The organism is Paenibacillus oceani (assembly GCF_014705615.1).
GTDB lineage: Bacteria > Bacillota > Bacilli > Paenibacillales > NBRC-103111 > Paenibacillus_AB > Paenibacillus_AB oceani.
Genome location: NZ_JACXJA010000042.1, coordinates 22,897 through 36,716, shown reverse-complemented (window position 1 = coordinate 36,716; position 13,820 = coordinate 22,897). Strand labels below are relative to the sequence as shown.

The following is a 13,820-nucleotide window of genomic DNA, read 5'->3' as shown; positions in this document are numbered from 1 at the left end:
TTGTTTGTATCCGAAGTTTCTGCCGGTGCCGTATCCCCAGCGAAGGGACGGCGGTTTTCGACTGCTTAGACCATCATCATTCACCATATGGGAGAGACTAGCGAGATGAACATGCTGCAAGCGTTATTTTTTCCTCCGGAACAGCCCGGAGGGGTATCATCCATGATTCCGTATATTCAGCATTCGTTTTTGGATAAAGGGTGGGAGATGGAGCTGTTCTCGCTCCCGAAGAGAATCCGTGCCAAAGGGACGGAGGAGGTCCGCTTCGAATCGTTCGATTGGCGGCAGTATGCGGGCAACCCGGTCGTTGACAAATACATTCAAACCTTCAAAGATTACGTGTGGTGGACCCGGATGCGCATCCGGAAGCGGTACGATCTCATCCATGCCCATCATCCGATCGCGGCGCTCGCTATGAAGCAGCTGTTCCCGGATACGCCGGTGCTGGCTACGATTCACTCCAGCTACGAGAAGGAGCTGATTTTGAACGGCAAGATTTTGCCCGGCGGCCCGGAAGAAACGTTTCTGACCAAGCTGTACGGCGAGCTGGAGCACCAGGTCAACGGCATCGTGACCGTCTCGCAGTCGTTCAAGGCATACTTGGGCGGATATGTTCAGAAGGGAGAAGCGATCGGCGTTATCCCGAACGGCTTCGACGAGCGGAGGTTCCGGCCGGTCGCTCACGATAATGCCGTTCCCCAGCTGATCTCGGTATGCCGCCTCGTCCCGGCCAAAGGGATCGACGTCCTGCTTCAGGCTTGCTCGGAGCTTAAGAAACGCGGCTTCCCGTTCGTGCTTCATCTGATCGGGGACGGTCCGATCCGCGAGGAGCTGGAGCGGATGGCGGTGGAGCTGAACATTTACGAGGAAACGATTTTTTACGGCTATATGCTGCATCCCGAGGAATTTATGCCGTTTTTCGATATTTTCGTGCTTCCGTCGAGGGCGGAAGCATTCGGTTCGGTCTTCGCGGAAGCGGCGTTATGCTGTCTGGCGCTGGTAGGCACCGATGTCGGCGGAGTGTCCGAGCAGATCGAAGACGGCGTGAACGGGCTGCTCGTGCCGGTTGACGAGCATGCGGCGCTCGCCGATGCGCTCGAGAAAGTGATGACCGATCCGGACTACCGGTACCAATTGGCCCGCTCCGCATGGCTCAAAGCCAAAAGCTCCTATTCGCTGAACCGGGTAATCGGACAGCTACAGCAGCAGTACAGCCTCGTCATGGGCAAACGGTAACCAACCGCAACCGACAACCGGATACAAGGCTGCACCCCGCTGACGAGCGCTCCGTTCGAATGCGGGGTTTTTGCGTGTACGGACAGGACGGCGGCCAACAGCCTCGTCTGAGGGGGAAAAACGGGCCCTGTACATTGACGCAGCGTCAACGTTTACAATAGGCGGAGGAGGGACCGAGATGAAGATTAAAGAAATAGCGGACCGGCTGGACGTATCCGCCCGTGCCATCCGATTTTACGAGCAGAAAGGGCTCGTGCAGCCGGCCAAGGAAAGCGCGAACGGTTATCGGACGTTCTCGGAGGAAGACGCCTGGAAGCTGCAGACGATCGTCTCGCTGAAGGAGATCGGCTTCCGTCTGAACGACATCGCACCGGTGCTTCGGAATATCAGGAGCGGCGACGGGGAAGCGGTGCTGGAATTTCTGGAGGCGCAGCGGAGCGCGATGTACGCCAGGTGGGTCGAGACCCGGCAGATGATCGAGACGCTGGAGCGGGTCATCGAGCGGGCGTCGGGCGAGGAAGGATTGTCCGGCACGGATCTGGCGGAGATGGCCGAGGGCGTGAAACAGTTGAAGGCGGCGCGTGCGGACTGGAAAGATATGTGGAATTATGACGTGCTCGCCGAATCGTTCGACCGACTTGCTTCCGAGGCCGGAGAGACCGGCTTCGGCGCGTCGTACCGCCCGCTGCTCGAGCTGGCCGCACAGCGGATCGCCCCGGCGTCCGGGGAGCGCGGACTCGATGCGGGAACCGGCACCGGCAATCTGGCCGGGCTGCTTGCTTCGAGGGGAGCGCGGATGGCGGGAATCGATCAATCGCGGGAGATGCTGCGCCGCTGCAATAGCAAATATCCCGAAGTGGAGACGAAGCTCGGGAACGTGCTGGCGATCCCTTATTTCGATTCCACGTTTCACTTCGTCGCATCGAGCTTCGCTTTACAGCATCTGCACGGCCGCCAGCTTCCCGCAGCAATCCAGGAGATGGACCGCGTCCTCCGTCCTGGAGGGCGGATGGTCATCGTCGACCGCTTTCACGAGGGGGCACGGAGCGCTCATCCGAAGTCGATGCTGCGGGCCGCCGATCCGCTGCCGCTGCTGGAGCGGCTGGAAGCTTGGGGGTACGAGATCCGGAAGGAGCTGCTGGAAGATTCGCTTGGCGTCATCACGGCCAATAAGCCATAACGGATTTCAGCTGATGAGAACACTTGTGCCTGTATCCGATCCTTTGTACAATGGAGTCAGTATCTAAGAGATTCGCACGGATCGGAGGGGGAGAACGTTATATGAGATCATTCCGGTTCATTCATGCCGCGGACTTGCATTTGGACAGCCCGTTTAAGGGGCTGTCGGCGCTGCCTTCCGCCATACGCGAGCGGATACGCGAATCGACATTCCGGGCGCTCCGGCATCTGGTCGAGCTTGCCGTAACCGAGCGGGCCGACTTCGTTCTGATCGCAGGCGACGTCTACGACTCGGCCGACCGCTCGCTTAAGGCGCAGCTGAGGTTTCAGAGCGCCGTCGGACTGTTGGCGGAGCGGGGCATTCCGGTGTACGTCATTCACGGCAATCACGATCCGGACGACGGTAACGGCGCGTCGCTGCGCTGGCCGGATACGGTCCGTTTTTTTTCGTCGGGGGAGCAGGCGGATGCCTTCGTAGTCCGGGATCGGTCGGGTGCCGATCTGGCTTGCGTACACGGGTGGTCGTATCCGACTTCCGCCGTAACGGACAATCCGCTCGCCCGGTTCGGAGCCCCCAAGCCGGGGCTGTTCAATATCGGCCTGCTTCATGCCAACGTGGACGGGGATGCGGGTCACGACAATTATGCGCCATGTTCCGTAAAGGAACTGCAGAGGACGGGCTTCGACTATTGGGCGCTGGGGCACATTCATACGCGGGCCGTGCTCAGCGAAAATCCGGCGATCGTATATCCGGGTAATATTCAGGGGAGGAGCGTCCGCGAGACGGGGCCGCGCGGCTGTTGTATCGTAGACGTATCCGAATCCGGAAGTACGGCGATATCGTTCCGCCCGCTTGATGCGGTCAGGTGGCATACGGCGGCCGTGTCGATCGAAGGACTCTCGACGGAGCAGGAGCTGCGCGACCGGCTGGAGGAAGAGTTGCGTCTGTGCGAGGAGCGGTCGGGGGGCCGGCCTGCGATCGTCCGTTTTCGGCTGAACGGACGGGGGCCTTTGCATAAAACGCTAAGGAAGCCCGGGCCGCTGCTCGAATTAACGGAGGAGTTCCGGGAGCTGGAGCGCCGTAGGGCGGAATCGTCCGAACCGGACTCGCCGTTCGTCTGGATCGAATCCGTGGACGTCGCTACCGCGTCCGAGCTCGATCCGAAGGAGGCTGCGAATCGAAACGGGTTTATCGGCGACATGCTGCAGCTGTCGGCAGGTCTGGCCGGTGACGGGGACAGCCTGAGGTCGCTTATCGAGGAGGCGCTCCAGCCTCTGCTCGCCCATCCGAAGGCGGGACCGCTGGCCGAGGCGATGGCTGCTGACGAACGGGAGGAGTGGCTGAAGGCGGCGGAATCGCTCGCTCTCGGACTGGTCGCCGAAGAGGAGGGCTGGGACGAATGAACATTCGCGGTATAAGGCTTGATTCCTTCGGCTCGTTACGCGACCGGCGCTACGAGCTCGGCGGCCCGATCACGCTGTTTTACGGCCCGAATGAAGCCGGCAAAAGTACGCTGATGGCGCTTATTCGCGCCGTGCTGTTCGGGCAGCCAACGAGAGGAGCAAGTGCGGACAAGTATGAGCCAACGCTCGGAGGGGCTTACGGAGGCGCTTTGACCTTGGAACTGCCGGATGGCTCCGTAATCCTGGTGGAGCGAGCGTTCCAGGGAGAGTCCGGCGGACGGGGGAAAGCGGCGTCCGCCGGCCGGGTGCGATTAACCCGGCTGCACGGAGGCGCTCATCATGTCTCGGCGTCCGGGCCAAGCAGCCCGGCGGAAGACGAAGCGGCGCTGCGCGCCTTGCTGGGAGGCGTGCAGGGCGAGCTGTTCCGCAGCGTTTTTGCCTTTAGCTTGACGGAGCTGCAGGAGCTCGGCACGCTGCAATCCGAGGAAGTGGCCGCTTATTTGTACAACGCCGGCTGGGGAGCGGGCGGAGGGGCGATCCTGTCCGCGGAACGAAGGCTCGCACAGGATATGGACCGGCTGTACCGGCCCCGCGGCAAAACCCAGGAGCTGAACTTGCTGCTGAAACGGTGGGAGCAGGAACAGGCCGATCTTCGAAGAAGCAAGGAGAGTTTGGCGTTATACCGGAAATGGACGGAGGAGCTGGAGGGCGCCGATCGGGATATCCGGGAGGCGGACGAGCAGCTTCGCACGGTGCGTCAGAAGGCGGCGAGCTTGGAGAGGTGGCTGCGTGCCCGCGACCATGGGCTTAGGCTGGAGGCCGTAGAGCGCAGGCTGGGAGAGCTGCCTCCGCCGGAGAAGTTTCCGCACGGCGCTTTATCTCGATTCGAGGCGATGCGCGCGGAGCTGGAGCGGCTGCTGGAGCAGCGGCAGGAAGCGACAGCGAAGCTCGGGCAGGCGGAACGGGCAATCGGTGCGCTCCAGCCGGATCAGACGCTGCTCGATTCGCGTCCGAAGCTCGAGGCGCTGCTCGAGAGAGCCGGGCTGTACCGCGACGCGAAAGCCGCGATCGCCGCGCAGCGCGAGGAAGCGGAGTCGCTTGGGCGCGGGGTGGATCAGGCGCTGGAGCGGCTCGATGTCGGCTGGACGGACGCCGAGCTGGCGTCGTACCCGCTGTCCGTATCGGACCGGGAGCGGCTGCGGGACGCCAAGGAGCAGCATGCGCTGCTCCGGAGCGAAGCCGAGCTCGCCCGCGCTGAAGCGAATCGCGCGTCGCGGGAACTGGAAGCGGCGGAGCGGAGGGCGGAACAGGCGCGGCAGGAGCTTGAGGCGGCCGGGACTGAAGCCGGGACAGGCGCAGGCGCAGGGACAGGGATAATAGGTACAGGCGCAGGCGTAAAAACAGGCGCGGGCACAGGATCAGGCGCAAGCGTCCCCGGGGCGCTCCTGTGGGAGCCGTCCGCGGATGCGATGCGGCGCAAGCTGGAGCGGCTTGGCGCGGATTATGCGGAGTGGAGCCGGCTCCGCCAAGAGATGCGGCATCTGCGGCAGCGGGAGGACGATTACCGGCGGCTGCAGATGGCGCCGGAGCCGCCTTCCGCCGCAGGCGGCCGTTCCGCGGGCAGGCGGCAGCCTGGCGGGATACCGGGGGGAAGTTTCATCTGGCTGAGACTGGTGCCGATCGTAACCGGAGTTTTGTTATCCGCGGTATTGTGGATTCGGGGAGAGGCCGTTCTGTCTGTGCTGAGTCTGCTGGCCTTTGCGGTTATGTCGGTGTTTGCCTGGAAGCTGACTGGTGCCTCTAGCGGGGAACGTTCCCGGCCTCATGATCGTTCCGGCAGTTCCTTTTTGGAGGAAAAAGCGGAACTGGACAGGCAGCTGGCCGGGTTGGAGCGGACGATTCTGGAGCGGACCCGGAGCTGGGCGGTGCCGTTAATTAGCAGTGTTGCCGAGGCTGCGGCGGCATCCGCGGAACGCCGCACGGGTACAACGGGTACAGAGGCAGGGACGCTGCTGCCGGACGACTGGCTCGCCGAAGCGCGTTTTGCCGGGGAAGCATGGCTTCAGGCGCGGATCGAGCTGGAGCAGAGGGAGAATCGGTATGCGGAAGCTGCTTCGGACGTCGCTCGCCTACGCGAAGCGTCCAAGGCTGCCACGGAGCGTCTGGACGAAGCGGAGAGCCGTCTTGCGGCGTGGCAGGCGGAGTGGGAAGATTGGCTGGACCAGCGCGGCATCTCCGGCGGACTGCGCCCGGACGGAGCGGCGGAATGGCTTCTCGTCTGCGAGCAGGGCAAACAGCTGCTGCTTCGCCGCGATGCCAGCTTGCGGCGGCTTGCGGATATGGAAGCGGAAGCGGCTGCATTCAAGCGGGAGACGGCCGACGTGTGCGGCACGGCTTCGGAAGCCGACCCGCTCTTCGAGCTGAAACGCCGCAAGGCGGAAGCGGAGAAGGAGGCGGCGGCGTTTGCGGAGCGGGAGAGGCTGGCCCGCGAAGCCGAGCTGCTGCGGGACGAGATCCGGCTGATCGGGGACAAGCTGGCCCGGGTCCGGGAACGGATCGGCGGGCTTTGGCAGGAAGCCGGAGCGGCCGATGAGCAGCAGTTCCGCGAACGGGCCCGGCTTCATGAGGAAGGAAGTCTGCTCTCGCGGGAGCGGGAGGAGCTTTTGTTGACGCTCGACTCGATGCTTGGAAAGGACCGGCGGGACGAGGCGCTGGAGGCGATGCGGCAGCCGCCGGAGGAGCTGCGGCGGGAGCTCGAGCGGCTTGGCGGCTTGCAAGAGGAGCTGGAGCGCAAGCTCGATGAGCGGAGAGACCGCAGGGGGAGGCTGCGCGGGGAGATGGAACGGCTGGAATCCGGTCGCGATCATGCGGACAAGCTGCAGCGCGTTCAAGAGACGGAGACGGAGCTCCGCCAGCAGATGCGCCGCTGGGCGGTTCATGCGATGGCCGGAAAGCTGTTTGCGCATACGCGGAAGCTGTACGAGACGGAGCGGCAGCCTGCCGTACTCCGGCGGGCATCGGACTATATGGCCGCGTTGACCGGACAGCGGTACACCCGGGTTATCGCACCCGTCGGCGAAAAGCGTCTGGTCGCCGTGACCGGCTCGGGCGAACCGGTCGATTCCTCCAAGCTGAGCCGCGGAACGGCGGAGCAGCTGTATCTCGCGATGCGGTTCGCGCTCGCCGATGAGACGGCACCGTCCGCTTCACTGCCTTTCATCATGGACGACGTCTTCGTCAATTTCGACGCAGACCGTCTCCGCCGCTGCCTGGAGCTGCTGCCCGAGCTATCCGCACGCAGACAGCTGCTGCTGTTCACATGCCACAGCCATGTGACGGAAGCCGCTGCCGCCGCGATTCCGGGGCTGCAGGTCATCCGGCTGTAGGCGCGGCGCAGCACAAGGACCGGCTCGTCCCGTGAGGGGGCAAGCCGGTCCTTGTGGTTGTTAGCCGTCATGCGACGCTGATCACCGCCCGGGAGCGGAATAAGGGTGGTTTGTACCTGTTATTTTAACGGAAACCGGCTTGGACGAGGAAATAAGAGCGGTTTGAAGCTTTAATATTCTGGGAAAATGGGGCTGAGCCGACCGGATGGTTGAAATAAGAGGCGCAAACCGCTTTTTTTCGCTTCTGCAGTGCGAAAAAGCCGGAAATAGAGGGCGCAAAAAGTTTTTATTTTGTTTTAACCCCCGGTCATCCGTCCATACGAACTCTCCGACTTCAAACGGCGAAAGAGACCGCTACTCCAGCAGCCTAAGTCCAAGCACGCCGGCAAGCGCGCAGCAGATCCCGATGATTTGGTGAAGCGACCAGCGCTCCTTCAGAACGATCCGCGCGTACAGCAGGATGAGCAGTACGTTCGTCGTCACGACGGCCGAGACGAGACCCGTAATGCCGAGCGAAAAAGCTTGCATGATGAAAACCATGCCCGAAATGTTGCTGAGTCCGACGATTCCGCCCCAGCCGATCGTTTTGGCGACCGGCCAGTTCGCCGCCTTCTGTTTCTCCCGAAAAGCGGCCGCACCCGCTTCCGGGTGTATCTCACCGCCGAGGGAAGTGACGGCAACCTCTTGCTTGGCCCGACTGACCATTCTTCGCTCCATCAGCCTGCCCCCGTACCATAGCAGGAAAAACAGGACCGCTCCCGTTCCGTACATAATGACCAGCGTAGGAAGTTTGTCGGCCTGCCAGAGCATCGCCTGCTTGGAAGCGACATCGGTAATGCCGAACGTAACCATGGCGAGGAGCGCCCATTGAACGCCCTGCAAGTTTTTCCACGATAAATCGCTGGAGTACCGGATTATGACGATACCGGCCAGAATGACGGCAAAGGCGACCGCCTGCATCGGACTTAAGCTTTCCCCCCAGCGGATGTACGACAGGGAAGCGACTACAATCGGAGTTAATGCGGTGAATACGGCGACCAGCGACGCTTTGCCGACCGCAAATCCTTTGTAGATCGCAGCGTTTGATATAAACGAGAAAAAGCCCATAAAAGCCCCGGTCCACACGGCCGGGGTGTATGATTGACCTAACAGGGCGGCGGCCGAGACGGAGACGACCGCTCCGGACAAGTAAACGCCAAGCAGCATCAAGTTGCGCTCGATCGGCTTTTGCGAAGTCCACTGATACAATATTCCTCTGAATCCAAAGCATACGGCAGCCAAAACCGAGTATGCGAGCCACATGATGAAGCGTCCCCTTCCGGTATGCGTTCCAAAAGTTGATCCCACTTTACGCCCGGATTTGTGTTTCGTCAACCGAATTTTTCGAAGACAAGGGAGGGCGGGTATTGTACAATAAACCAGAAGGTCGGCATGGAAATGGAGGGATCGATGATGGAAGAACAACCGAGGAAACAGCCGCGGGCCAGGGAGATTACATACCGGGTAGGCTGGAAAAAAGGGAAGCTGGAGGTTGGCGAGAACAACCAGGTGACCGCTTCCGAGTCTGCGGTCGTTTTCATGGAGAAGGCGCTCTGGCTCCGTCTGCTGGATCGGTACATCTGGCGGCGCGCCCCGTTTTTGCCTTTGGCGGCAATTCCGTATCTGCTGATTGCTTTGCCGCTCCTCACCTTCGGTTTCGTCTGGTGGATGGTTTATATGCTGATGAGGGTTTAACCCGGCCTAATATTGCGAATGAAGCTTAGAGCACGTATTTGGAAAGGAGAGAGGGCATGTTTCTTCCTTTAGCCATATTTGCAAGTATCGTCGGGTTGTTCGTAACCGGGGCCGCTGTATTTACCGCTTGGGCGTTTTTCGCCACCCGCAATAATCAGGTTAAGGCGCAAACCGCGGAAGCGGCCGACGGTCGCGAGCTGGCTGTGCAAGAAGCCGGGGCACCGCCCTGGAGCTGGTTTCTGCGGTGGACGGTTGCCGATTATTCGGCGCTGTTTCTGTTCGGCTTCGGAGCCGTATTTCTGATCGTCAATCTGGTAGGGGTGTCCAAAGACCGCGACCTGTACCCGGACTATCATTTTGCTTATTTGTTGTGCGGCTTTATTTTTAGCTTTCTTGGCATGCTGTTTACGTTCGTGAGGCTGGCGATGGTGCTCCGGCTAACGCGCCGACTGATGCCGGCCGGAGATCATCCGCACAAACCAGATCAGGCTCAGCAGGCCGAATAGCGGGTACAGCGTCGAGAGCAGCTTGCTGAAGCCGATTTGCCCGATCAAGTACGTACCGGCCAGGATGACGGCAATAATCGGCTTGGCCGCCCATCCAGTGCGTTCGCGAATTTGCAGCATAAGCCCGTAGACGTTGGCGATGTAAGTGGTAAAGATTTCACCGAAGATGACACCTGCGAACAGCAGCTGTACGGCGCCGCCCAGTCTCGCAATCAGTTGGCCCATCGGGATTTCATATTGGGCGATGCCCGGCATCTGGGAAGCAAGCGCAAAATGACCGGCAAGCATCATGGCTGTAATCAGAATGCCGCCGATGATGCCGCCGCGTACAATCGATTTCCGGTCGGGCGCCGATGCTCCCAGCGGGACGAGGACCGCTTGCGCGGTCGCCAGATTATAAGAAGCGTACAAGAGCGGCGCGGTCCAGATTTGGAGTGCCGAACGGTCGCTGCCGAGCGTCAGCCAGTTGCCGGCGTTCGGCGAGTCCGCCGTTGACCAGACGACAAGCAGGCAGAGTACGATCATCAGCGGTACAACGATACTATTTACGGTCACGATCGCTTGAAGTCCTTTTGTAATAATCCAATAAGCGAGAAATAGGGTCAGCAGCAGTCCGGCCTGATACGACAGATGAAAATGCTCATTAAAAACAGAGCCTCCGCCAGCCAGCATGACCGTTGTGATGCCGAACAGCATGAAGAGTGTGAACAAGCTGAACCATTCGCCGACTTTCGTACCGAACAGATGTTTGTTCAAATCCTCGTAGGAGACCGCCCGGATGAAACGGGCGAGCAGCATCATTTTCGTACCGAGCCAGATGAACAGCAGACCGGCTATCCCTATGGTTGCGGTGGCCGCCGCCCCGTATTTCGTAAAAAACTGCAAAATCTCCTGCCCGGTCGCAAAGCCAGCGCCGACGATCGTGCCGACATACGTAAATGCGATTTGTACCGCTCTGCCCCATGACGGCATCCCATCTCCCCCTAAGCTACATTTGGCTATAGTACAAGGGTATGTGGACGGACCGTCCGGCATGACTGTTCGGAGATTTCCGCAGGGAATGCGCCTTCCGCCGCTTGGAGGGCGGGGTCTGGCACCGGAACAATTTGCCTCGAGATGGACCTTGCTTCACGCAAAACAAAACGGCCTTTCTCCAATTGGAGAAGGCCGTTTGCCGATTCTGTCCAGGCACGCAAACCCGTTATTTCCGGTCTGCAAACAGTTTGATCGACGTGATCGCTTCCGTTTTCTTGTCGATGTCCAGCTTCAGTATCGTTCCGCCCGCTTTGTAATGCAGGGCATAGGTTGTATTCGTATCGGGCTTGCCGAGAGCCGTCTCGGCATCTTTTACTTTCTGGCCGAGCCGAAGGCCGTTTAGTCCCGGGTTGACGTCTTTGGAAGTAATCTCGATAAATTCGACGAAACCTTTGGAGTTGAAGCCGATGGAAAATCCGTCGTACTCCTGAACGTCGATCGGATCTTTCTCGTCCTCCATAACGAATTCGGACACGGGATCGCCGAGCTTTTGTTTTACCGAGGGCTTCGAATCGGTCAGTCGAACTCCCATCAATGCGGGCTTTTTGGCGTCGTATTGAAGCGTGCTGGAATCCGGCTTCGAGGCGGGCGGCTTCGTATCGGACGATGTTTCCACCTTCTTGTCGGCTGGAGGCGGCGTTACCTTGGGCGGAGTCTGCGGCTCTACTGCAACTGTAGCTGAACCGCTATCTTCCGGTTTGGTAACATCCCCCGTAACATTCGATCCGTTGCTGGTATGCTGGGGGATAACCGGTTCCTGCCCGAACCGGGGTGCGGACACGGATGCCTCCGGATTTGTTGCAGCAGGTTTTGTGGTGTTGCAGCCGGCCACAAGTGCGCTTACCATGGCGGCGGCCAGCCAAAAACGGACGTAGCGGCGTTTTGTCATGATGATCTTCCTTTCCTCCGCGTGGAGACGGAGCCACTACTAGGGTACGACTGTGTTCCGGATTTGACAAAACCTAAATGAGCCGGAATAATGCGGGTAATCCAATCCGATCGTTGCTTTACGTTCCGCATGTCGTTCATTCATCGTGGAGCTCATTCATTTGGATATTACCACGGAAACTTCGGGACGAAACACCCTAGCAATGATTTATTTTCTCATACTAATAAGACGGTTTGAACTGGTAAAAAGTTGCATCATTTGCCGGAAATCTTATGTTTTTTTTGTTTGAAGACCAAGCTTCCCCCATTCCCTCTCTTGAATGTGCGAACCCCGTTATGGTACGTTAGTCCAAGACCTATTTTAACGGAGGAAAGACGTATGGATATTTTAAAACAACGGATCGCGGAGCAAGGCGTAATTTTGTCGAATCAGACGCTTCAGCTGGACGCTTTGCTTAATCATCAGGTGGACCCGAAGCTTATTATGGAGATCGGACAAGAATTTGCCCGCCGGTTTAAAGAAGAACGGATTACAAAAGTACTAACGATCGAATCGTCCGGCATTACCGTCGCTTTCGCGACTGCGCTGGAGCTGGGAGTACCGCTCGTATTCGCCCGCCGCAAAAAAACGCTCACTACCGACGGGGAAGTATGGTGCGAACGGGTGCCTTCCTTTACGAAGGGCATCGTTACGGATATTCTCATCTCGAAAAATGTGTTGTCGAGCCAGGACCGGGTGCTGCTCATCGACGATATTATCGCTAACGGGGATGCAGCGCGCGGACTGATTCGCATATTGGAGCGGGCGGAAGCGGAACTGGCGGGAGTCGGAGTCGTCGTCGAGAAGAGCTTCCAGGCCGGCGCCAGACTGATCCGCGAGATGGGTTACCGGTTCGAATCGATCGTCGCCATCAAGTCGCTGGAAGGCGGCGCCGTACAATTTGAATCGCAGTGAGAGGATTTGGAGTCTTTTCTCCCCGCCGTTTTTTCGATATAATGAATGAAGGCGAATGGGAGGAGGGTACACTATGGGGAAAGAGCACTTGTCAAGTGAGTATCTGATGACGAAACTGTCGGAATCCAAAGTACATTTCGAACGCGCTCTTGACTGCAAGCACACGGAGTTCGATGATTTGTATCCCTATATGATCGAGCATCCTCAGTTTTTCTGGTACAAACGTTATGTGGCTTGGTCCGAGCTCCTAACGATCGTCAAACTATGCAACGAACTGGACATCGAGTGGAAAACTCAATTTTCTCAGCAACAGGCGGATTATATCGAAAGTCGGGTCATGTCGGGCAAAGTACTTGACGAATGGTTCGAGAAAAACGATTCGAAGGAACATGTCGGTTAATTCCGTCGATCATAGCGTCGCTTGAGGGACCTGAATGTTTCGGCATTTGGGTCCTTTTTTATTGTCAACGAAGAAGACAAGGGAGGGCTTGTGATGTTAACGGATGAACAGCTGGACGCTTTTCGTGTAGAAGGCATGAAAGTACGCGTAGTGCGGGATGCCAGCCCCGAAAACGATGTGAGGGGAATTGTCGTCGCATGGGACGATGAATCGGTTCTGATCCGCAGGCCGAATCGCCGGGTCGTGAAGCTGTCGAGAGAATATTTTATCCAGCCGGCCAGCGACAAACGTCCGGAGTCGTTATAGTAAAGAACAGGCGGCAGGCCGTATTATTAATCTGAGGGGCTGCCCGGGACAGATGGCGGAGATGAGATCCCATGACGATACGATTGTGCACGGAGCCGGTATCGGGCGTACATAGCAGAAAAGGAACCATGAACGGCAGTTTATGCTTGACCGTAGAAGCGGCGAGCCGGCTGTATGCGTTGAATTCTTCGATATGGGGCGGCGGTTTCCAGTATGTCCGGCGGATCGTCAACCGGCAGGTGTCCAAATCGTATATGTGCGACGATCCGGAAGCGGAGATGGAGCAGTTCCTCCGGGGGAGCGGCTTCGATCCGGGCGATACGGCCGCGATGCTGACCGCTGCCTTCATCGAGGATGCAGGGGAGTGCCATGCCGGCGCCGACGAGGGGCTGCATGTGTCGGCCTGGGTGACGGCGGGCCTTGGCAACGCGGCCCGGGCCGGTACAAGCGAAGGAACGGATCGGTTGTATCCGGGGACGATCAACAGCATAGTGATCGTGGACGGCCGGATGACCGACGCCGCCATGGTCAACGCTGTCATTACCGCAACCGAGGCGAAGGCAGCCGCTCTTCAGGAGCTCGGCATTACCGCGCGCAACAGCACACAGCTGGCCACCGGCATGACCACGGACGCCGTCCTCGTCGCGGTCACGGGACGAGGCGAGCTGTACCGGTATGCAGGAACTGCGACGCGGGTAGGGCATCTGATCGGCAGGACTGTGTATGAGGCGGCTTTGCAGGCGATGCGGATTTATTTGGAGAGAGCCCGGCGCAAGCAGATTTAGGCTCGG

Annotated in this window: 13 protein-coding genes; 10 read left to right on the top strand and 3 right to left on the bottom strand. The window is 59.2% G+C overall.

Going from position 1 to position 13,820, the window contains the following annotated elements; all coding sequences use genetic code 11:
- The first annotated feature begins 105 nt into the window (after positions 1–105).
- The 4 genes from IDH45_RS25895 (at position 106) to IDH45_RS25880 (ending at position 7,205) form a co-directional block, all read left to right on the top strand.
- The gene (locus IDH45_RS25895) at positions 106–1,236 is read left to right on the top strand and encodes a glycosyltransferase family 4 protein (protein WP_190931042.1); all 1,131 of its coding nucleotides are present in this window, start codon (positions 106–108) and stop codon (positions 1,234–1,236) included.
- Positions 1,237–1,414: 178 nt separating this feature from the next.
- Complete coding sequence (locus IDH45_RS25890) at positions 1,415–2,416, top strand: MerR family transcriptional regulator (RefSeq protein ID WP_190931041.1); 1,002 nt, start codon at positions 1,415–1,417, stop codon at positions 2,414–2,416.
- A 101-nt stretch (positions 2,417–2,517) separates the two neighbouring features.
- Positions 2,518–3,819: a metallophosphoesterase family protein gene (locus IDH45_RS25885; protein ID WP_190931040.1), complete on the top strand. Its 1,302-nt coding sequence runs from the start codon at positions 2,518–2,520 to the stop codon at positions 3,817–3,819.
- Positions 3,816–7,205 carry an AAA family ATPase gene (locus tag IDH45_RS25880; protein ID WP_190931039.1) on the top strand — a complete coding sequence of 1,130 codons (3,390 nt, stop codon included), beginning with the start codon at positions 3,816–3,818 and terminating at the stop codon, positions 7,203–7,205. The genes IDH45_RS25885 and IDH45_RS25880 overlap by 4 nt, the downstream gene beginning before the upstream one ends.
- A gap of 354 nt (positions 7,206–7,559) precedes the next feature.
- On the opposite strand, the gene IDH45_RS25875 is transcribed toward IDH45_RS25880, so the two are convergent.
- Positions 7,560–8,507, bottom strand: coding sequence for a DMT family transporter (locus IDH45_RS25875; RefSeq protein WP_190931038.1), 948 nt, complete (start codon positions 8,505–8,507; stop codon positions 7,560–7,562).
- Positions 8,508–8,654: 147 nt separating this feature from the next.
- Between IDH45_RS25875 and IDH45_RS25870 the strand changes: the two genes are divergently transcribed.
- Positions 8,655–8,939, top strand: a complete 285-nt coding sequence (locus tag IDH45_RS25870) for a hypothetical protein (protein ID WP_190931037.1) — start codon at positions 8,655–8,657, stop codon at positions 8,937–8,939.
- A gap of 56 nt (positions 8,940–8,995) precedes the next feature.
- Entirely contained in the window at positions 8,996–9,445 is a 450-nt protein-coding gene (locus tag IDH45_RS25865; RefSeq protein WP_190931036.1) for a hypothetical protein, read from the top strand.
- Here the strand turns inward: IDH45_RS25865 and IDH45_RS25860 are convergent.
- Both IDH45_RS25860 and IDH45_RS25855 read right to left on the bottom strand, forming a co-directional pair.
- Positions 9,377–10,417, bottom strand: coding sequence for a YkvI family membrane protein (locus IDH45_RS25860; RefSeq protein ID WP_190931035.1), 1,041 nt, complete (start codon positions 10,415–10,417; stop codon positions 9,377–9,379). The genes IDH45_RS25865 and IDH45_RS25860 overlap by 69 nt on opposite strands.
- A gap of 229 nt (positions 10,418–10,646) precedes the next feature.
- Positions 10,647–11,369 carry a hypothetical protein gene (locus IDH45_RS25855; protein ID WP_190931034.1) on the bottom strand — a complete coding sequence of 241 codons (723 nt, stop codon included), beginning with the start codon at positions 11,367–11,369 and terminating at the stop codon, positions 10,647–10,649.
- Between the two features lie 378 nt (positions 11,370–11,747).
- Between IDH45_RS25855 and IDH45_RS25850 the strand changes: the two genes are divergently transcribed.
- The 4 genes from IDH45_RS25850 (at position 11,748) to IDH45_RS25835 (ending at position 13,814) form a co-directional block, all read left to right on the top strand.
- Positions 11,748–12,323 carry a xanthine phosphoribosyltransferase gene (locus IDH45_RS25850; protein ID WP_190931033.1) on the top strand — a complete coding sequence of 192 codons (576 nt, stop codon included), beginning with the start codon at positions 11,748–11,750 and terminating at the stop codon, positions 12,321–12,323.
- 73 nt (positions 12,324–12,396) lie between these two features.
- The gene (locus tag IDH45_RS25845) at positions 12,397–12,723 is read left to right on the top strand and encodes a hypothetical protein (protein ID WP_190931032.1); all 327 of its coding nucleotides are present in this window, start codon (positions 12,397–12,399) and stop codon (positions 12,721–12,723) included.
- A 93-nt stretch (positions 12,724–12,816) separates the two neighbouring features.
- Positions 12,817–13,029 carry a hypothetical protein gene (locus IDH45_RS25840; RefSeq protein ID WP_190931031.1) on the top strand — a complete coding sequence of 71 codons (213 nt, stop codon included), beginning with the start codon at positions 12,817–12,819 and terminating at the stop codon, positions 13,027–13,029.
- A gap of 71 nt (positions 13,030–13,100) precedes the next feature.
- On the top strand, positions 13,101–13,814 hold the full coding sequence (locus IDH45_RS25835) for an adenosylcobinamide amidohydrolase (RefSeq protein ID WP_190931030.1): 714 nt from the start codon (positions 13,101–13,103) through the stop codon (positions 13,812–13,814).
- Positions 13,815–13,820 lie beyond the last annotated feature (6 nt).